The 19110-nt window shown below is 71.6% G+C and carries 17 protein-coding genes; 5 read left to right on the forward strand and 12 right to left on the reverse strand.

All coding sequences use genetic code 11. The features are described 5' to 3' along the window. Positions 1-8 precede the first annotated feature (8 nt). From O7631_RS23810 to mptB, 3 genes are all read right to left on the reverse strand, one after another. Positions 9-950: a hypothetical protein gene (locus tag O7631_RS23810; RefSeq protein WP_278146259.1), complete on the reverse strand. Its 942-nt coding sequence runs from the start codon at positions 948-950 to the stop codon at positions 9-11. A gap of 252 nt (positions 951-1202) precedes the next feature. Next, complete coding sequence (locus O7631_RS23815) at positions 1203-2405, reverse strand: glycosyltransferase 87 family protein (RefSeq protein ID WP_278146260.1); 1203 nt, start codon at positions 2403-2405, stop codon at positions 1203-1205. Next, on the reverse strand, positions 2402-3805 hold the full coding sequence (gene mptB, locus O7631_RS23820; RefSeq protein WP_278146261.1) for a polyprenol phosphomannose-dependent alpha 1,6 mannosyltransferase MptB: 1404 nt from the start codon (positions 3803-3805) through the stop codon (positions 2402-2404). Before mptB ends, O7631_RS23815 begins: the two co-directional genes overlap by 4 nt. A gap of 268 nt (positions 3806-4073) precedes the next feature. Here mptB and O7631_RS23825 point away from each other — a divergent pair, with 268 nt between their 5' ends. Then, entirely contained in the window at positions 4074-4910 is an 837-nt protein-coding gene (locus O7631_RS23825; RefSeq protein WP_278146262.1) for a hypothetical protein, read from the forward strand. A gap of 135 nt (positions 4911-5045) precedes the next feature. Here the strand turns inward: O7631_RS23825 and O7631_RS23830 are convergent, their stop codons facing one another. After that, positions 5046-6005, reverse strand: coding sequence for a DUF559 domain-containing protein (locus O7631_RS23830; RefSeq protein ID WP_278146263.1), 960 nt, complete (start codon positions 6003-6005; stop codon positions 5046-5048). A gap of 120 nt (positions 6006-6125) precedes the next feature. Then, complete coding sequence (locus tag O7631_RS23835; protein ID WP_030490587.1) at positions 6126-6365, reverse strand: winged helix-turn-helix domain-containing protein; 240 nt, start codon at positions 6363-6365, stop codon at positions 6126-6128. 313 nt (positions 6366-6678) lie between these two features. On the opposite strand from O7631_RS23835, the gene O7631_RS23840 reads away from it, so the two are divergent. Then, complete coding sequence (locus tag O7631_RS23840) at positions 6679-6972, forward strand: DivIVA domain-containing protein (protein WP_278146264.1); 294 nt, start codon at positions 6679-6681, stop codon at positions 6970-6972. 352 nt (positions 6973-7324) lie between these two features. Here O7631_RS23840 and O7631_RS23845 read toward each other — a convergent pair whose 3' ends face one another. From O7631_RS23845 to O7631_RS23865, 5 genes are all read right to left on the reverse strand, one after another. After that, on the reverse strand, positions 7325-7894 hold the full coding sequence (locus O7631_RS23845; protein ID WP_278146265.1) for a carboxymuconolactone decarboxylase family protein: 570 nt from the start codon (positions 7892-7894) through the stop codon (positions 7325-7327). 182 nt (positions 7895-8076) lie between these two features. After that, the gene (locus O7631_RS23850) at positions 8077-8415 is read right to left on the reverse strand and encodes a hypothetical protein (protein WP_269679144.1); all 339 of its coding nucleotides are present in this window, start codon (positions 8413-8415) and stop codon (positions 8077-8079) included. 51 nt (positions 8416-8466) lie between these two features. After that, entirely contained in the window at positions 8467-9984 is a 1518-nt protein-coding gene (locus tag O7631_RS23855; RefSeq protein ID WP_278146266.1) for a hypothetical protein, read from the reverse strand. A 131-nt stretch (positions 9985-10115) separates the two neighbouring features. Beyond that, the gene (locus tag O7631_RS23860; RefSeq protein ID WP_278146267.1) at positions 10116-11741 is read right to left on the reverse strand and encodes an anibiotic ABC transporter; all 1626 of its coding nucleotides are present in this window, start codon (positions 11739-11741) and stop codon (positions 10116-10118) included. Further along, on the reverse strand, positions 11738-12775 hold the full coding sequence (locus O7631_RS23865; RefSeq protein ID WP_278146268.1) for an ABC transporter ATP-binding protein: 1038 nt from the start codon (positions 12773-12775) through the stop codon (positions 11738-11740). The genes O7631_RS23860 and O7631_RS23865 overlap by 4 nt, the downstream gene beginning before the upstream one ends. A 109-nt stretch (positions 12776-12884) precedes the next feature. Between O7631_RS23865 and O7631_RS23870 the strand changes: the two genes are divergently transcribed. Then, positions 12885-13667, forward strand: a complete 783-nt coding sequence (locus O7631_RS23870) for a TetR family transcriptional regulator (protein WP_278146269.1) — start codon at positions 12885-12887, stop codon at positions 13665-13667. A gap of 47 nt (positions 13668-13714) precedes the next feature. On the opposite strand, the gene O7631_RS23875 is transcribed toward O7631_RS23870, so the two are convergent. Further along, positions 13715-15493 (reverse strand): ABC transporter ATP-binding protein, encoded by a 1779-nt coding sequence (locus O7631_RS23875; protein WP_278146270.1) that lies wholly within the window; start codon positions 15491-15493, stop codon positions 13715-13717. Between the two features lie 98 nt (positions 15494-15591). On the opposite strand from O7631_RS23875, the gene O7631_RS23880 reads away from it, so the two are divergent. Both O7631_RS23880 and O7631_RS23885 read left to right on the forward strand, forming a co-directional pair. Next, positions 15592-16011, forward strand: coding sequence for a MarR family winged helix-turn-helix transcriptional regulator (locus tag O7631_RS23880; RefSeq protein ID WP_278146271.1), 420 nt, complete (start codon positions 15592-15594; stop codon positions 16009-16011). 143 nt (positions 16012-16154) lie between these two features. Further along, the gene (locus O7631_RS23885) at positions 16155-17939 is read left to right on the forward strand and encodes an N-acetylglutaminylglutamine amidotransferase (RefSeq protein ID WP_278146272.1); all 1785 of its coding nucleotides are present in this window, start codon (positions 16155-16157) and stop codon (positions 17937-17939) included. Between the two features lie 32 nt (positions 17940-17971). Here O7631_RS23885 and O7631_RS23890 read toward each other — a convergent pair whose 3' ends face one another. Then, on the reverse strand, positions 17972-19105 hold the full coding sequence (locus O7631_RS23890) for a glutamate--cysteine ligase (protein WP_278146273.1): 1134 nt from the start codon (positions 19103-19105) through the stop codon (positions 17972-17974). Positions 19106-19110: the final 5 nt, after the last annotated feature.

Raw genomic sequence — 19110 nt, forward strand, 5'->3', positions numbered from 1 at the left:
CTGAGTTCTCAGGTCGAGACGGCGGCGAGTCCGATGCCGCTGCGGGCGAGCCACTGGCCGGCCCTCGCGAACCGGGCGGCCCGCTTCTGTACGTCGGTGCCGGTGTCACCGCCGGGCCAACCGTCGTCGTCGAACGTCTCGACGGGGACCACCCAGACGGCGACCACCCGGTGTCGTCGCCGGACGTCGTCCGGTGCGGGCACGTCCAGCCCCAACTCCTCGGCGCGGGCCCGCACCAGGCGGGTCTCGACGAGCAGGTCGGCCAGGGAGAAACCCTTGTCGCGGACCAGCACGGCGGCGGCGAACGGCAGTGGGCGCGGGGTGGGTGGGGCAGCCGACGGCGCGGCGTAGCGCAGCTTCACGGTGGCCCCGGCGGCCTGTCCGCGCATCCGCGTCACCAGGTCACCGGCGTTCGTGGCGCCGACACCCGCGAGCAGCCGGTCCAGGTGCGCGTCGGTGAACGCGGCCGGTTGGTGCAGCCCGGCCCGCAGTCGGGTCACCAGCCGCGTCCGGCGTTCGGTCTCCAACTGCGCCGGGTCGGCCGGCAACGCGCCCAGGTCGGCGATGATCTGCGGGTCCACGTCGAAGGCGGGCACCGCCACGTCCAGGTCCTCGACCCGGTCCCGGGCGGCGCTGGTACGCACCACGAGACTGCCCCGCCACAACGCGTCGATGCGCAGCGCCGAGCCGCCGAGGCCGTGCAGGCGTACCCGCAACTCGGTACGGGTGGTGCCGCCCGAGCCCAGCCACTCCCCCTCGGCCACGGTGACGGGGGCGGCGGCGAAGCCGAGGGTCAGCTCGTCGAAGACCGCCGCGTACGGCGGAGCGACAGGCATCGCCTCGGTGTCGTACGCGGCTTCGACCAGGTGCGCCAGCGATGCCTCGTCGAAGAGCGACGCGCGGGTGCCCGGGTCGGCCAACCGCACCAGCACCCCGTCGACGAAGTCCACCGCACGGCCTCCCCGTTGCCCGCGCCGGTGCACAGTGCCCGGCTCGGCACGAGGATCGCGAAGGGCCCGTCACCCGACCGTCACCGCCACCGTCACCGCGCCCGGTTGCCGCCCCGACTGTCGGGAACTGAGCAACCACACAGGTGCGGGCCGGCGGCGGGCAGGCGGAGTTACTACCGAGCGATATACCTCAGAGTCATATTCATACCTCTGAGTCATATCGCTGATCGGACCATCCGCCGCCGGACTCCGTCACCCACAGTGAGCCGTCGTCGACCCCTGCGGCCGGCAGCGACTCAGCATGGGGCGGCGAACGCGGCGTCCGACCGGCACCAGCACGAGCATCCCGACGCTGACCCAGACGTACGCGTTCGCGCCGAGGAACCCCAGCGGCCCGGCCGACCCGTTGGCGAAGACCCAGACCAGCCCGCTACAGAGCACGACGTACCCGGCGACGCCCGCACGTGCCCGCCGACGGGCCGTCGGGTCGGCCGGCGGCCACGGCAGCGTGGACGCCGCGATCACCACCAGCCCCGGCACCAGCCACACCAGGTGGTGCACCCAGGTGACGGGGCTGACCAGGCACGCGACGACACCTGTCACCGCGAAGCCGGCGCGCTCGTCGCCGTTGCGCACCGCCCGGCGTACCCGCGTCGCCCACACCACCAGCACGACGGCGACCAGCGCCACCCACAGCCGCCGGTCCGGGTGCGTCGGATCGAGCCGGGCGACCACGCCGAGCACCGACTGGTTCGACACGTACGCCAACCGGCCCACCCGGTCGGTGTCCCACAACGCCTCGGTGAAGAACGTGCGGGTGGCGTCCGGCGCGAACGCCGCCGTGACGGTGGTGGCGGCGACGGCGGTGCCGATGGCCGTCGCGGCGGCCCGCCAGCGTCCGGTGACCAGCAGATAACCGATGAAGACCGCCGGGGTGAGCTTGACCGCGGCGGCCAGCCCGGTCCCGACGCCGGCCAACCGGCTGCCCCGCTCCAGCAAACACAGGTCCAGGTAGACCAACGCCACCAGCACCAGATTGACCTGCCCGAAGCTGACCGTGTCCCGCACCGGGTTCAGCCCGGCCAGCAGGCAGCACGACAGCGCCAGCGCGTACCAGCGGCTCCACCCGTGGCGTCGGGCCACCGGATCCACGAGCAGGTGCAGCAGGAACGCGACGGCCAGCGCGGTGAGCAGCAGGTTCGCCACGATCGTCGGGTACCAGGCCAGCCCGGCCATCGGCAGCATGCTGACGGCCGCGAACGGCGGGTAGGTGAAGCCGTACCCGTTGCCGGTGGTCCACTGGTACAGGTCACCGCCGCGCGCCCAGTGCCCGACCGCGCCGTGGTAGACGCCGACGTCGAACCAACCCCGGTGACCGGGGAGCACCGCGATCGCCACCGTGAGGACGACGGCCAGCAGCGCCACCGTCGCCGCCCGACGGCGGTCGGCGCTCATCGGGCCACCCGCACGGCAGCCGGTGGCAGCAGCAGGCGCAGTGATCCGACAGCGAGCAGCCCGACCAGCACCCCGGCGGCGGCCAGCGCCGCCTGCGCCGCGTCCGGTCCGAATCCACTGGGCAACGCCACGAACGCGAGCACCACCGCCCCCAGCGCCGCCGCCGGCCGGGCCCGCCCGTGCGCCGCCGCCGCGACCAGGACCAGACCCCAGAGCGCGTACCAGGGCCGGGTCGCCGGGCCGAGCAGCGCCGCCGCCAGCAGCACCAACCCCAGCGCGTACGCCGGGCCGAGCCGCCGCCGATGCCACCACGCGGCGACCGCCACGGCCAGTGCGGCGACCACCCCCAGTGCCAGGCAGAGCCGCATCGGGGCGTCGCCCAGGTGCAGACCGGACCGTCCGGCCGCCCGCAGCGCCACCCGACCCAGCGCACTGGAGATCGACCAGCTGTGCCGGTACATCGGGGTGCCGAGCGCGCCGACCCACCCGTACCCCATGCCGGTGGCCCAGGTGACCGCCGCGGCGGTGCCCACCGCGACGCCGGCCGTGCGTGCCACCGAGGTCGCAAGCCCGCGGTGACGCGCGGCGAGCGAGACGACCACCAGCAGCGCGACCACCGCCGGCACCTTGACCAGCGCGGCGAGGGTGACCAGCACTGTCGCCGCGCCGTAGCGGTGCTCGAAGGCGAGGCTGAGCCCCGCCACCAGCAGGCCCAGCATCACCGCCTCGTTGTGCGCGCCGGCGATGAGATGCAACGGTACGAGAGGGTTGAGCACGCCCAGCCAGAGCGCGGCCGACGGGTCGACGCCACAGTGCCGAGCCAGCCGGGGCAGGTACGCCACCAGCAACGCCACCCCGGCCACCGCCACCAGACGAAGGCCGAGCACCCCCAGCACCAGCTTGCCGCCGGTCACACCACTGACGACCGCCGCCACGGCGAGGAACACCGGCCCGTACGGCGCGGGGGTCTGCTGCCACATCTGCGGCACCTCGACGGCCAACGCGCCGCCCAACTGGGCCACCCCGTGCCGGTACACGTCGATGTCGGCGAGGACCATCGCCCCCTGCGCCAAGTAGCTGTACGCGTCCCGGCTGAACAACGGCGGCGCCACCAGCAGCGGCCCCGCCCAGCAGGCCAGGGTGAGCGCGGCGGACCGCCGGTCGACGACCTCGTCGGGTGCGTGCCGGTGCCGGCCCGCCCACCACCAGGCGGCGACGAGGAGGGTCAGACCGGCGTACCCGCAGATCAGCCCCGGCCCCGCGAGCTGCCGCAACGCGCTCCACCAGGCGGCGTGCGCGCCGACGGGCAGCGCCCCGGCGGCCAGGCCGGCGCCGGACAGCAGCGTGGCACCGACGCCCCCGAGCAGCCGGTACGCGACGACGGTCGGCAGTGTGCGCACCCGGGCAGGATGTCGTCCCCGACTGACCGGCACGCGACTCCTCGACGATCACCAGACGACAGCGTGATGTCGTGCCGGCTTCGCCGGCGGCGGCGCTCCCGTGCCGGCGTAGCTGTCGTGCCGGCTCCACCGGCGGCGGCGTTCGCGTGCCGGCGTGGCTGTCGTACCGGCTCCACCGGCGGCGGCGCTCCCGTGCCGGCGTGGCGACGGGCATTTCGGGCACTGGTTGTTAGCGTGAGACGCGGAACCGAGGCCGTGGAGGGGTGCCATGACGGACGCCCCCGACGGGAGGCCGAGGCCCGCGGAGCTGTGGCGACGTCGGGGCACTCGTGCGCTGGTCGTCGCCCGCGACGGCAGTGTCCGCGGTTGGCGTTGGTGGGCGCGGAACTGGGATCGGCTGGTCGCCGCGCTCCAGGACGAGGCACCTGTCGGATCCGGTGCCGCCCCGGCACCCTCCGGCCCCCTCGTCGAACAACGCGACGCGCCCCGGCTGATCGCCGTGCCTGCCCGAGGTTACGTGTACTCGTTCTACGTCCGCGCCACGTTCGCCTGGTCCTCACCGGCGACCATGCGGGCCGAGGTGCTGAGCTGGTACGTGCAGTACTTCCAGCCCAACGCGATCCAGCGGCTGACCCGGCTCGCCGCCGACGCCGCCCGGGACCTGCCACCGCACCGGGCCGCCGACCTTGAGGTGGCGTTGCAGCAGGCGCTGGCCGAAGACCCCCGGTGGCACTACCAGCGGGGCGACATCACGCTCACCTGCCGCCCCGACGCCACCGTCCGCCTCGACGAGCGGATCATGCCGGCGCTCCAGCCGCACGTCGACCGCATGGTGGAACTCGAATACCAGTTCGAGGAGCAACTCCGCAAAGCCCGGTACGCCGAACACCTGAGCCGCCAGTGGGCGACGATCCTCAACGACGACGCCGACGACCAGGACGTAGCCGACGCCCGCGACCAGATGCTCACCGCGCAGCGGGAAGCCGCCCGCTGGATCACCGACCTCCTCCGGCGCAACGGCGACCACCAGCCAGAGCAGCCAAGCACGCCCCCGATCCCGCCTCAGCAGAGCCACGAGAGTCCGACGCAGCCCACCGTCGACTGAGCCGCCCCGCCACCCCTGCCTCCTCGCCCCTCGCCCTGCCCCTGCCCCCGCCGCACCTTGCCCCTCGCCACCCCTCCGCCCCCATGATCAAGTGATGAAAAGTAGGTTCCCGGGCGCTCTGAGAGCTACTTTTCATCACTTGATCATGGTTAGGCGGCGTCGGGCCGCGAGGATGGCGAGGGTTTCCTGCCGGACCTGGAGCGGATTCGCGGTGAGGCGACGATGCGTGAAGCGGACGACGAGTATTCCGACGGTGGCGAGCAGTGCGTCGCGGCGCAGGTCGATCTCGCGTTCAGCCGGATCGCCGTGGCTGGTAGCGCCGTCCAGCTCGATGTTGACCCGCTCCGCCTCGGCGAACATGTCCAGGTAAAACGTGCGCGCCCCCACCCGCACCCGCGCCTGCCGGACGAACGCGGGCATGCCCGGGCCGGTGAAGACGTGCTCATGACCCCAGATCTCCAGCGCGCTGCGACAACCAGCCGCCAGTCGGTCCAGCAGACCACACAGCACCGAACGGTCGGGAACCCTCGGCACGTCCGCGAGCGCGGTGACCAGACGCTGCGGCGTGGTCAGCCGGTCGTTGACGGCACGGATAAGCAGACTCGATCGGTCGACCGGCGGCAATAGCGACCACGAGTCCACCAGGGTTCGGTCAAGCCGGGTGACCAGCAATCCGTTCCGGGTCACGACGTACGGTGGCGCCACCGCGAAGTCGGACCGGTGGCGCACCACGAGTTGAGGGCGGTGCCGCAGGCCTGCCTCCCTGGGCAGGTCCAGATACACCGGCTCGTCAGGCGGCTGGCGGCGTAGTCCCCACACGTCGAGCGCGGTGAGCCGACTCAGAGCCGCTCGCCCCCCGGCGTACGCCAGCGCCGCCCGTCGAGCCACCTCGGGCCCGACTCGGGCCAGCAGCGGCAGGCTGGGCTCCGCTTCGCGGACCAGCGCGGCGTCAACGTAGATCCCGGGCAGTACCCGGACCATCCGACCTGCCCGGCAGGCGCCCTGAAGCGTCCAGGGAGGCACCAACCTGAGCATCTCGCGCCGCATGGCGAGGCCACCACGTCGATCGAGCAGGTCTTGCAAGCGCGCGTCCACGAGCCCACCGTGCCTCTGATCGCTGTCAGGCCAGGGGCTGCTGTGGACAGCGAACGCACCTGTGGACGATCACCCGGGCCGCCGGAGGTTGTGGTAAGAGCCCGCTGATATCCGTGCTGGCTACGGCTCCCGCATCCAGGTCTTCGGGTCGGTCACGAAGACGCCCTTGCCCTGCTGCCGTCGAATCACCCGCAGCGCTTCCAACCGGGCGTAGGCCATCTGCACGGTCCCGTGGCTGACGTCATAGCGAGCACGCAATTCAGCGATTGAGGGCAGCTTGTCCCCGGGCTTCAACTTCTTCGACCTGACGTCGGCGATCACATCATCGGCGATGCGCCAGTAATCCGGCACTTCTCGCATGGCACTCCTCGCGTGGCAACCCGATTTGATCACACCGCGACGCGCCTAACAAGCAGCGTTGACTCATCTGACATGTCTAGCTATGTTGATTCCGAACCGATCCTCGCGTGGCAACGAGTTCGGTTCAACCCCTGGTCGGGGCGGGTGCCTGTGCCCGTCCCGACCCACCGGACTGCTCTGCTGTCGTACCGCCGAATTGGGCTGCGGCGGCGGAGCGGGCGGGTCGCCTGCGGCCCCCGCGCGGACGACCCGCCCTTCCCGACCCACCACAAGGACCCTTTGCGCTTTCCCCCGGCCCTCAGAAAGGATCGTCGTGGCTCAGGTGTATCGAGGTGGCCAGCCCTACCCCGCCGGCTACCCGGGCCGGTTGACGCCGCACGAGGTGCGGACCCGCGACTTCGCCGCCTGCCGGCGCGGCGTCGACCCCGATGAGGTACGCGAGTTCCAGGCTCGGGTCAGCGACGAGCTGGCCATGCTCAACGAGACGGTACGGCTACTCAGCCAGGAGAACGACCGGATCAAGCGAGCGCTGCGCGACTGGCAGACCATGCACGCGCGGGAGTGCTCGCCTGCGCCGGAGCAGGGCCGCAACACCGGCCGCTGGTGACCGCGCGACCCTCCCCCGGCGACCTGCTCGTCATCGACGGCCGAGCCTCGGTGCAGTTCTCCGGAGACCGCGCGCTGACCTTCCGCGTCGTCTCAGTCTGCGACCGGCCGGCGCACGAGGGTTGGGTCTGGTTGACCGGCTACGTCATCAACCGCCGAGGCGACGCGACCGGCAGACGCGAGGTCTACGTCCAACTCGCCGGCCTCCGACCCACAACCACGCCCGCCTCGCCGCCTCGGCGTGGGCGGGGCTTACAGTCTCGAGCCGCTCATTGAGCGACGCCAGTCGATTGCCTGTCGCGGCGGCTCGCTCGCTGGCGCTGGAAAGACCGGTCGCTGCGTCTTCGCTGGGTCTAACCGCCGAAGCTCAGCGCCTGCCGCAGATCCACGTCCAGGCTCTCGTTGTACTGCGGATCGGGCTCAGCCCCACCAGCGCTGAGGACAGTGCTGAAAAAGCATCTGGCGCCGACCGCGAGGATCACGTGGAAGATGTCCGTGTCATCGAGACCGTGACCCCGCAGGTCCGCAACGTCGGCTTCGGTGACGGAGTTCGCATCGGCCGCGACCTTGCCGGCGAAGTTGACGACTGCGACCTCCTGCGCGGAGAGACCGGCGCTTCCGTGGTCTGACGCGATGGCGGCCACGGTCGGCGCGTCGAAGAACTTGTCCCGTAGGACCTTTCCATGTGCCAGACCGCAGTAGGAGGATTTCAGGGCCCGAGCTGCGGCGAGGGTCGCCAACTCGTAGCGGCGCAGTTCCATCCCGTCCTTCACCGCACCGTTGAGCTGCTGCCATGCCAGGTACACGGCCGGGCTGTGGGCGAACAACCTGGTGTAGTTGGGCAGATAGCCCATCATCTTCGTGTCGCTGTCGAACATCCGCGCGGTGTCCGGGGACTGCCCTGCCTGCTGCAAGAAACTCATTCGACTCCTCCCATAGGTGGACCCGGACGGTACGCCGTTGGGACTGCGAACGCTGTCGGGTAATCGAGCTCAGCGAGATGCGGAGGGTTGTCGAAGGTGCGGGTGCCGTTCGGGCTGATTGCCGGGAGCGACGCGTCCCCCGTGCTCCCGGGTTGAGGGTGTCCCGTCGACGCGCCCTCGCGTTACAGGCTGTTGACGGCTTGGGAGACGCGCAGAACGGCATCGGCGACGGCGGTCACCGTTCCGGCACCGGCCAGCAGAGCCGGTAGCAGGCTGCGGATGCCCTCCACGTTTGGTCGCGGCTCGGCGGCGTAGGCCGCTGCAGTGCCCGCCAACTGTGTCAGCCGGTCGGCCTCGCGGACTTCCGTCCGGTGCTTCGCGATCTCCTCGATCAGGGCAGCGACGAGCCCGGCGAGGTCCGAGCCTCGACTGAAGTCGTTGCTCCGATTGTGCACCTGCGCGTGGTCCCCGAAGACGTTCGCCTCGCCGCTGATGTCACCGCTGAAGTTGAACTGGCTCATCTACTCATCCTTCCGGCCGGATCCGCAGAACAGAAGCAGAACATCAGGCGATCAGTCCGACTCGTCAAAGCGGTCGACATTCGACACCCGCCCGTGGTTCCCGAAGATGTTCCCCCGACCGGACACCTCCCCGATGTTGGTGATGTTGTTGATGATCCGCTGTCGTCCGGCGACCAGCTCGGACGTGTCGATTCCCTTGTCCCGCAGAAAGCCGAGCAGACAGTCGATCACGCCTCGTTGCATCCGCAACAGACAGTCACGCACATCCGCGACTTCGAAATAGTTCTCGATGCTCGTGGTCGCCGCCAGTTCCCGGACGCTGAACGCCGCCCCGTAGTCGTAGCGTCGACCCTCCTGGAGCGCCTCGTAGTGATGCCGGGTCCGGTCGTCGTGCGCCTCGTCCAGATCGATGCCCCGGTACGAGCGCAGGAACAGCTCGGCAACGTAGGTGCGCCACGCCGCGACGGCGAGGGCCCACGTGGTGGAGCGCCCGTGCAACGGGCTCAGATCATCGTCGAACAGCCCGTAGAACCCTGTGGCGGGCGCCGAGCCGCGGAGGATGGGCGGCAGGACGAACGCGGCGAACTCGCAGGACAGAATGCCCTGTTCGAGGGTGTAGCGGACGAAGAGAGTGACGACGATTTCGCCACCGACGAGGCTCTTGGCCAGGCACACATACGTCCTGGCCTGCTCCCCGGGCGCGTCGCTGCCCAAATCGACCCAGGTCGTGTCCAGCCGGGAGGGCGGGCGCACCTCGTCGGGATGGAACAGACCCTCACAATCCGGCAGCACGTCCCCCCGCACATAGATCCGCTTGGTCACCTCGATGCCGCTCAGGCCGAGCCGTGACCGAGCGAGCCGAATCAGATCGTCGTGCAGCTCTCGGATGGAGAAGGTCGCAGGTGGTTTCGTGTCGTCTTCTTCCCGGCTGCGGCTGACGTCGACGGGTGGCAGGGCCCATCGGCCGATCTCGGTGCCGCTGCCGACGAACGGGCTGCCCACGGCACCGTCGAAGACGATCATGTTGGCGTCCTGCAGGGCGGCAAGCTCCTCTTCCAGGTCGAAGTCGACCTCTGGCACCTGGGTGGCCAGAGCCTTTCCCTCCACCATGGTGTCGATCGCCGCCGCGCGGGTTTCCTGAAGACTGAGGAACGTCGTGCGCCACCCGACTCCGCACGCGACAGCTATGAGAGGCAGCGAGAGCATCGCCGTCACCGGACCGTCGCGCCAGAGGAGGAAGAGACCGATCGCGACCAGACCGAGCAACGAATAACGCGTCATCGCGACCGCGCCGTACAGCTTTCGCCAATGGGTGTCGGCCGCCTGGGCGTGCCGCACCACCGCAACCGCGTCCACCCCGAAAGGGGGACACCAGGCCTTGGGGTTGTCGATGCTGTAGTGCAGCAACACGTGCGCAGCCAGCGGCGGACGCAGGTGCATGGCGCAGCACAACTCTCGGCTGGCCAGGTCTTTCGGCACCGAGGGCAGCGCCGACCCCCCACTGGCACGGTCGCTCACCGTGTCGGCAACGCCTTTCGCACTGAGCCTTCTGGAGATTGACGATGCCATGCCGGGACCGTAGTTCCCGCACCGTCAATTCGCTGTCCGTAATCTTGCAGTGCCGGCCGTCAGCCACCATTCGCGAGTATGTGCGGCCTCGCGGCGGAGGGCGTCCGCCCGGAAGCTGCGTCAGGCGCGCCTCAGCTCGGCACGTCGCGGCGGCGGAAGGCCGTCACCCCTACGGCGAGGAGCGCCGCGGCGACCGCCGTCAGCACCACCAGGGGCAGCGCTGCCGGGTCGACGGCGGGCACGGACGGCACATGGGTGTACGGCGAAAGGTCGAGCGCGGCCTGGGGCAGCTTCAGCACCGCACCGAGTTGCCCGAGCAGCAGGAAGACGAGCAGGACCGTCCAGGACAGCACCACCGACCAGCGGGGCAGCAGCCCGAACAGGGTGGTCACCACCCCGGCCACCACGAGCAGGGCGGGTAGTCGCAGCAGCGCGGCACCGCCCAGGTCGAGGGCCTGTCCGAGCGGGTCGTCGGTGACGAGGCCGTAGCCGAGCCCGGTGGTCAGGCCGGCGAGCAGCAGCAGCGCGACCGCGCCGAGGGTCGCGGCGAGCACCTGGGTACCGAGCCAGCGGGTACGGCTGACGGCGGTGGCGAGCACGGCTTCCAGGACGCCGTCGGCTTCGTCGCCGCGTACCCGAAGGAGAGCCTGCACCACGTACGCCCCGATGGTCAGCGCGAAGAGCCCGAGCATCGCGGCCAGGTACGCGTCGACCAGAGCCCCGCCGCCGCCCATCGCGTTGATGGCCTCGGCGGCGGCCGGGTTCTGGTCGATCATGGCGTTGAACTCGTCGGCGGCGATGCCCATGGAGAACCCGAGTACGGCCAGGCCGACCGCCCAGCCGAGCAGCGTGCCGCGTTGCATGCGCCACGCCAGGCCGGCAGGGCTGAGCAGTCGTGGCGCGGCGCGGGCCGGCCCGCGTCGGGGTGCGATCAGCCCGGCGCCCTGGTCGCGTCGCTCCGCCAGGGCGTACGCCACGGCCACGCCGGCGAGCAGCAGCGCTACCGGTAGGGCGAGCACCCACCAGCGCTCACCGCCGAAGGCCCGCACCTGGTTGCCCCAGCCGAGCGGGGAGATCCACGACGGCCAGGCGCTCTGCACGCGGGTGCCGTCGGCGCTCTGTTCGCCGAGTACGTCACCGGCGGCGCGTAGGACGAAGGAGATCCCGACGGTGGCGGCGGCGAGCGCGTTGGCGCCCCGGGAGGTGACGGAGAGCTGGGCGGTGACAGCGGCGATGGCGGTGAAGGCGACCCCGACGCCGCCGATCGCGGCGGCGGCCGCGACGGAGCCGGCGAGCGGCAGACCGGCGCCGACCAGTGCGAACACCAGCAGTACGGCAGCGAGGGTGTTCGCCGCGACGATGACGAGCAGCGCGGCGGTGAGCGGCGCGTACCGGCCGACCACTGAGGCCCCGAGCAGCTCCGCCCGGCCGGTCTCCTCGTTCTGCCGGGTGTGCCGGGTCACCGCGAAGGTGCTCAGCAGGGCGACGATCAGGGCCAGCGTCACGTACGTCTCGGCGACCACCACGGCACCGAGGTCGGTGCCGGCGATCGGACCGTTGAACGCGCGGGCGACGAGGCTGGACGCGGAGGTGGCGGCGTAGCCCTGGCGGGCTGTCTCGTCCGGGTAGATGCCGGCGACGCTGCCGGCCAGGGCGTAGCCGAGCAGCGGCGTGCCGAGGACCCAGATGACCAGCCGGATCCGGTCGCGGCGCAGCACGAGCCGGGCCAGCAGGGCCGTGCCGGTGAGGGCGCTCACCGGGCACCGGCCTGCGGGGCGTCAGCCGGCGAGTCGGTGTCGGAGGCACCGGCGGCCGGAGCACCAGCCGACGCGGCATCGACGGCCGGACCGTCAGCCGACCCGGCAGCATCGACCGGCCCCGCAGCATCGACCGGTCCGGCACCGGCGGCGGGGTCGTCGCCGTAGTGGCGCAGGAAGAGCTGTTCCAGCGTGGGCGGGGTGCTGGTCAGGGCGCGGACACCGGAGCGGACGAGCTGACCGAGCAGCTCGTCGAAGTGCGCCGGCTCGACCTCCAGATGGGTACGCCCGTCGACCTCGTGCACGTCGTGCACACCGGGCAGCGCGTCGAGGCCGGTGAGCGGACGTGCGGTCTCGACGGTGACCGCCGTGCGGGTGAGGTGGCGCAGCTCGGCCAGGGTGCCGGACTCGACGGTGCGGCCCTCGCGGATGATGCTGACCCGGTCGCAGAGGGCCTCGACCTCGGCGAGCACGTGACTGGAGAGCAGCACCGTCGCGCCGGCCCGCTTGACCCGTCGGACCTCGTCCTGGAACACCGCCTCCATCAGGGGGTCGAGGCCGGAGGTGGGCTCGTCGAGCACGTACAGCTCCACCGCCGAGGCGAAGGCGGCGACGATGGCGACCTTCTGCCGGTTGCCCTTGGAGTACGTGCGGCAGCGGCGGGTCGGGTCCAGGTCGAACCGTTGCAGCAGCTCGTCACGGCGTTGCCGGTCGAGGCCGCCGCGGAGCCGCCCGAACAGGTCGATGGCTTCTCCGCCGGTGAGGTTGGGCCAGAGGCTGACGTCGCCCGGCACGTACGCCAGCCGGCGGTGCAGGCGGACCGCGTCGCGCCACGGGTCGGCCCCGAGCACCTGGGCGTCTCCGGAGTCGCGGCGGAGCAGCCCGAGCAGGATCCGGATGGTGGTGGACTTGCCGGAGCCGTTGGGCCCGAGGAAGCCGTGCACCTCCCCCTGCTCGACGCGCAGATCCAGCCCGTCGAGTGCCCGGATCGCGCCGAAGGTCTTGACCAGGTTGCCGATCGAGATGACGGGCATCGCCCCTCCTGCCGTTGGCTGCGTCGACCACCACCACTGTACTGACCGATGGTCAGTCGAATCAACGGTGATGGTGCCCACCGGTCAGGACGTGGCTAGGCTGGCCGGCATGACCGTCGAGCCCGGGGACGACACCCGCACCCGGATCCTGCGCGCCGCGCTCGACCTGTTCGCCGAGCACGGTTACCAGCGCACCTCGCTGCGGCAGATCGCCGAGCGGTTACGGCTGACCAAAGCCGCGATCCTGTACCACTTCCCGGCCAAGGAACACCTGCTCTCTGCGCTGGTCGAGCCGTTGTTGGCCGATCTGGAGGCGTTGCTCGACGCCGCGCGGACGCAGCCCGTCGAGCAGGCGCGGTGGACGGTGCTGGAGGGTTGGGTGGACGTCATGCTCGCCCACCGCCGCCCGCTCGGCATGCTGTTCCACGACATCGCGCTGGTCGGTCGGGGCGACACGTACCACCGCCTGATGGAGATCGCGATGCGGGCCAACGACCTCATCGCCGGGCCGGACGCCGGCCGGCGGGAGCGGGTCCTGGCGACGCAGGCGGTGGCGGCGTGCAGCGATCCGATCGTCTTCTTCGTCGACGTGTCCGACGAGGTGCTGCGCGCCGACATGCTCGACGGCGTACGCCGGCTGTTGACGCCGGCCGCCGCCGTACCCGAGCCGGACGGGACCACGGCGGCCCCGGCGCCGGCGCGCGGCACCGCACCGGACGCGGCCCCGACGAGCGGGAGCCGGCGGCGGCCGGGACGACCGCGGGCGCTGGGTCGGGAGCAGGTGGAGACGGCCCGGCGGATGCACGCGGCGGGCACCCACTCGGTGGATGCCATCGCCGCCACGCTGGGTGTCTCGCGGGCCACCGTCTACCGACACCTCGAATCGGAATAATGAGACGGGTTTAGCGACGGTTGTGAGACGGTTTTCTGAGCGGATGCTCAGGCCGCCAATGTGGCGTAGCGGCCGTTGCGATCCAGCAGGCTGTCGTGGGTGCCGGCCTCGACGATGCGGCCGTGGTCGAGCACCGCGATCTGGTCGGCGTCCCGGACGGTGGAGAGCCGGTGGGCGATGGTGATCGTGGTCCGGCCTTCGGCGAGCACGTCGAACGCGCGTTGCACGGCGCGCTCGGTCTCGGTGTCCAGCGCGCTGGTGGCCTCGTCGAGGACGAGGATGCACGGGTCGCGCAGCAACGTGCGGGCGATGGCCAGCCGCTGCTTCTCGCCGCCAGAGAAGCGGTGGCCGCGGGAGCCGACCATGGTGTCGTACCCGTCGGGCAGCCCGGCGATCAGGTCGTGGATCTGGGCCGCGCGGGCGGCGTCCTCGATCTCCGCATCGGTGGCGTCCGGCCGGGCGTAGCGCAGGTTCTCCCGGACGGTGGTGTGCAGCAGGTACGTCTCCTGGCTGACCACGCCGACGATCGCGGCCAGGTCGGCCAGGCGCAGGTCGCGCAGGTCGACGCCGTCGACGGTGATCCGGCCGGCGGTCGGGTCGTGCAGCCGGCTGACCAGCCCGGCGAGGGTGCTCTTGCCGGATCCGGTCTCCCCGACCAGCGCGAGGCTGGTGCCGGCGGGCACGTCCAGTGTGATCCCGGCGAGGGCGGCGGTGTCGTTACCGGGGTAGCCGAAGGTGACGTCCTCCAGGCGCAGGTGGCCGCGCACCCGGGCGGGGTCGAGGCGGACCGGCTCGGCGGGATCGGCCACGTCGACAGGGAGGTCCAGGTATTCGAAGATCCGGGCGAACAGCGCCAGCGACGCGGTGAGCGAGACACCCACGTTGAGCAGACCCATCAGTGGCCGGAACAGGCCGCCCTGAAGGGCGGTGAAGGCGACCAGGGTGCCGATGCTCAACGTCCCGGCGGCGCCGGGTAGCCCGGCGGCGAGGTAGATGACCGCCGGTACGGCGGCGAAGATGATGCTCATCGACGCCATCCGCCAGCGGCCGGCCAGCTCGCTGCGCAGCTCCAGGTCGACCAGGCGGGCCGAGGAGGCGCTGAACCGCTCGATGAGCGCCGGCCCGGTGCCGAGGGTCTTGGCCAACTGGACGCCGCTGATCGAGAGCCCTTCCTCGACAGTGACGTTGAGGTCGGCGAGTTCGCGTTGGCGCTGGGCGGTGATCTCCCGGCGCATCCGGGCGACCCGGCGGGTCAGCCAGACGGCGGGCGGCAGCACCACGAGCGAGACGAGGGACAGCTGCCAGGAGAGGGCCACCATGGCGACCGCGGTGGCGACCACAGTGGTGAGGTTGGCCGCGACGGCGGTGGCGGTGGAGGTGACGACCGACTGCATGCCGCCGATGTCGTTGGTGATCCGGGACTGCACCTCGCCGGTGCGGGTGCGGGTGAAGAAGCCCAGCGACTGGCGCTGGAGGTGACTGAAGACGTCGGTGCGCAGCCGGTGCATGACCTGCTGGCCGACCTGGGTGGAGATCCAGGTCTGCACGACGCCGAGGGCGGAGGTCACGGCCGCCACGGCGACCATGCCGAGGACCAGCCAGACCAACAGTGTCACGTCGCCCTGCGGTAGCGCGCGGTCGATGACGGCACGCAGCAGGAACGGGCTGGCCATCGCGATGATCGAGGAGAGCACGATGATCGCGGTGACGGCGGCGAGCGCGGGCCGGTGGCTGGTGAACAGGCGGCCGATCCGGCGCAGGGACACCTGGCGGGCCTGCGTCTTCTCTTCGGCGCTGACGGTGCGGTGGCCGCGGTCGCGGCCCATGGGGGTGGGTTCCAAGGAGCAACTGCCTTTCGGTCGACGACATTACTGAGGTTACCTCAACATGAGGGAACAACCACATCTCCTGCTACCGTATTCCGGTGACCGAGGACACCGCCGACGACAACCTGGCCGAGACGTTCTGGGCGGTCGCGTCCCGCTTGCGGCGGCAGTCCCGGGAGTCGTTGGCACCGTGGGACATCACCCCCAGCCAGTCCCGGGCGCTCGGTGTCCTGGGCCGCCACGGCGAGGTACGCCCCGGCACACTCGCCGAACACCTGCGCATCGCGCCCCGCTCGGCGACCGAGGTCATCGACGACCTGCAGACCCGTGGGCTCGTCGAGCGCCGCCCCGACCCGGCCGACCGGCGCGCCACACTTGTCGCCCTCACCGACGAGGGCAACCGGGTCGGCGCCGCCATCCGAGCCGCCCGTCGGGCCGAAGCCGACCGCTTCTTCGGGCACCTCGACGACACCGACCGCGCCGAACTGGCCCGCATCCTGCGCACCCTGCTCGATTAAGGGCCACGGGACCACCTGCAAGTTTGCCCACCCGCTACCCGGGTAGCCAGCGGCCCCGTTCCCACCGCGGGCCCCGCCACCACCAGTCGGGGAGACCTGACAGGAGGGGCCATGTCTGCCCTGGACCAGCACCGCCCCGCCTGATGTGCGGGATCAGCGGGGAGGCACGGTTCGACGGCCGGTCCCCCGACGCGGCGGCGGTCACCCGGATGACCGAGGCGATGCGCTCCCGTGGCCCGGACGACGAGGGCCTGTTCGCCGACGGCTGGGTGACCCTCGGGCACCGCCGGTTGACCATCATCGACCTGTCCGACGCGGGCGGGCAACCGATGGTCCGTGACGACCTGGGCCTCGCGCTGGTCTTCAACGGCTGCATCTACAACTACCCGGAGCTGCGCGAGGAGTTGCGCAACGCCGGGTACGCGTTCCACTCCACCAGCGACACCGAGGTGATCCTGGTGGCGTACGCGCACTGGGGTGAGCGTTTCGTCGACCACCTGGTCGGCATGTTCGCGATCGGCCTGGTGGACCGGGCCCGGCAGCGGTTGGTGCTGGCCCGCGACCGGCTCGGCATCAAGCCGCTCTACCTCGCCGAGACCCCCGGGCGGCTCCGGTTCGCCTCCACCCTACCGGCGCTCCTGGCCGCCGGCGACGTCGACACCGGCATCGACCCGGTGGCGCTGCACCACTACCTGTCCTGGCACTCCATCGTGCCCGCGCCCCGGACGGTGCTGCGCGGTGTGCGCAAGCTGCCGCCGGCCACCCTGCGGGTGATCGAGGCGGACGGGCGCAGCCGCGAGGAGGTGTACTGGCGACCCGACTACGTGCGGGAACCCGCCGACACCGGCATGGACGCCGCCGACTGGCGGGCCGCCATCGGGGACGCGCTGCGCGCGGCGGTACGCCGACGGCTGGTCGCCGACGTACCGGTCGGGGTGCTGCTGTCCGGTGGTCTGGACTCCAGCCTCATCGTGGCGCTCCTCGCCGAGGCCGGCCAGCAGCACCTGCGGACGTTCAGCATCGGCTTCGACAGCCGCGACGGCGAGTCCGGCGACGAGTTCCACTACTCCGACCTGGTGGCCCGCGCGTTCGACACCGACCACCATCGCATCCGGTTGGCCGACGACGACCTGGTGCCCGCCGTACGGCGTGCCGTGCTGGCGATGACCGAGCCGATGGGCAGCCACGACGTGGTCGCGTTCCACCTGCTGTCCGAGCAGGTGGCGCGCCACGTGAAGGTGGCGCAGTCCGGGCAGGGCGCCGACGAGGTGTTCGCCGGCTACGGCTACCACCAGCCGCTCACCGAGGCGCCCCGGCACAGCGCCGCCGAGACGTTCGCCGCCGCGTTCTTCGACCGCGACCACGACGAGCTGCGCAGTCTCGTCAGCCCGGAGTACGCGCTGGAGCACGACGCCAGCCGGGAACTGCTCGCCGGGCATCTCGCCGCGCCGGGGGCGCAGACCGCGCTGGACGCCGTGCTGCGCCTGGACACCCACCTGATGCTCCCCGACGACCCGGTCAAACGGGTGGACAGCATGAGCATGGCGTGGGGCCTGGAGGTGCGCACGCCCTTCCTCGACCAGGACCTGGTCACCCTGGCGGCGCACTGCCCGCCGGAGCACAAGGTCGCGCAGGGCGGCAAGGGCGTCCTCAAGGAGGTCGCCCGGGAGGTGCTGTCCGCCGAGGTGGTCGACCGTCGCAAGGGGTACTTCCCCGTTCCGGCGTTGCGCAACGTGGACGGCCCGGTGCGGGAACTGGTCGCCGAGGCGTTGCAGGCGCCGGCCGCGCGCGAGCGAGGGCTGTTCCGACCGGAGTACGTGGCCCACCTGCTCGCCGAGCCGGACCGGGCCGAGGCAGCGGCCGGCAGTAACAAGCTGTGGCAGCTCGGCCTGCTGGAGCTGTGGCTGCAGACGCACGACATCAGCTGAGCCGCGCTGCTCCCCGTGACGTCAGGTCGCGGTCAGGTGGCGGCCGTGCGGTCGGCCAGGTCGTCGATGACGGCGCGCAGGTCACCGGTACGCTCCAGCACCCGGCGCTGCCGTGTCGCGCCGGTCCCGTCGCGGCGTAGCCGGGCCAGGTGCGCCAGCACGTACCCGAGGTCGCCGTGGCGCAGCAGGGCCGGGGCGATCACCGCCATCAGCTCGTCGACCATCGCCCAGGCCGGTCGGGTGCCGCCGGCGCGCAGGTCGATCAGCTCGCCGTCGAGGCCGTCGTGGGCGGCCCGCCAGTGCGCGGCGGCGACCAGACAGTTCCGGGTGCGCGGTGCGGTCACCCCGGCGCGTACGTCGTCGGCCAGGGTCGCGACGAGGGACCGGACCAGCGCGGCAACCAGCACCGTGTCGTCCACGTCGGAGCAGACGTCGCCCACCCGCACCTCCACCGTCGGGTACGCCGACGACGGCCGGGCGTACCAGTAGACCATCGCGGCGTCGAGCATGATGCCCGCGGCGATCAGCTCGTCCACGGTCCGGTCGTAGTCGGCGGCGGAGTCGAAGTACGGCGTCGGGCCGATGCTGGGCCACCGTTCCAGCTGCATCGACCGCCAACTCGCGTGGCCGGTGTCGCGCCCGTCGTGCAGCGGCGAGTTGGTGGTGATCGCCTGGATCACCGGCAGCCACGTGCGCAGATGATTGCAGACCTGCACGGCCAGTTCCCGGTCGGGCAGCCCGACGTGCACGTGACAGCCGCAGACCGCCGGGTCGTGCGCCACCGGACCGTACCGGCGCGACATCGCGTGGTAGCGGGGCCGGTCGGGCACGGTCAGGTGCGGCTCGGCCACGGGGGTCGCGCCGACGGCCACCAGTCGGGCCCCGGCCGCCGTGGCGGCCTCGGCGGCGGAGTGACGCAGCGACACCAGGTGCGTGCGCAGTTCGTTGAGGTCGGCGCAGACCGGTGTGACCATCTCCACCATGCTGTGCCGGAACTCCTGGCGGCTCTGGTCGCGGGCGTGGCCACGCAGTGCGTCCAGCACCTGGTCCGCCACCGGCAGGTTGCGCCCGTTGTCCGGGTCGAGCAGCAGGAACTCCTCCTCCACGCCGAGCGTGAGGGTGGACAGGTCGGGCGTGGTGTCGGCGACGGTCGGACGGTATGCCATGGCCG

It is taken from the genome of Micromonospora sp. WMMD967, from assembly GCF_029626165.1.
Lineage (GTDB): Bacteria > Actinomycetota > Actinomycetes > Mycobacteriales > Micromonosporaceae > Micromonospora > Micromonospora taraxaci.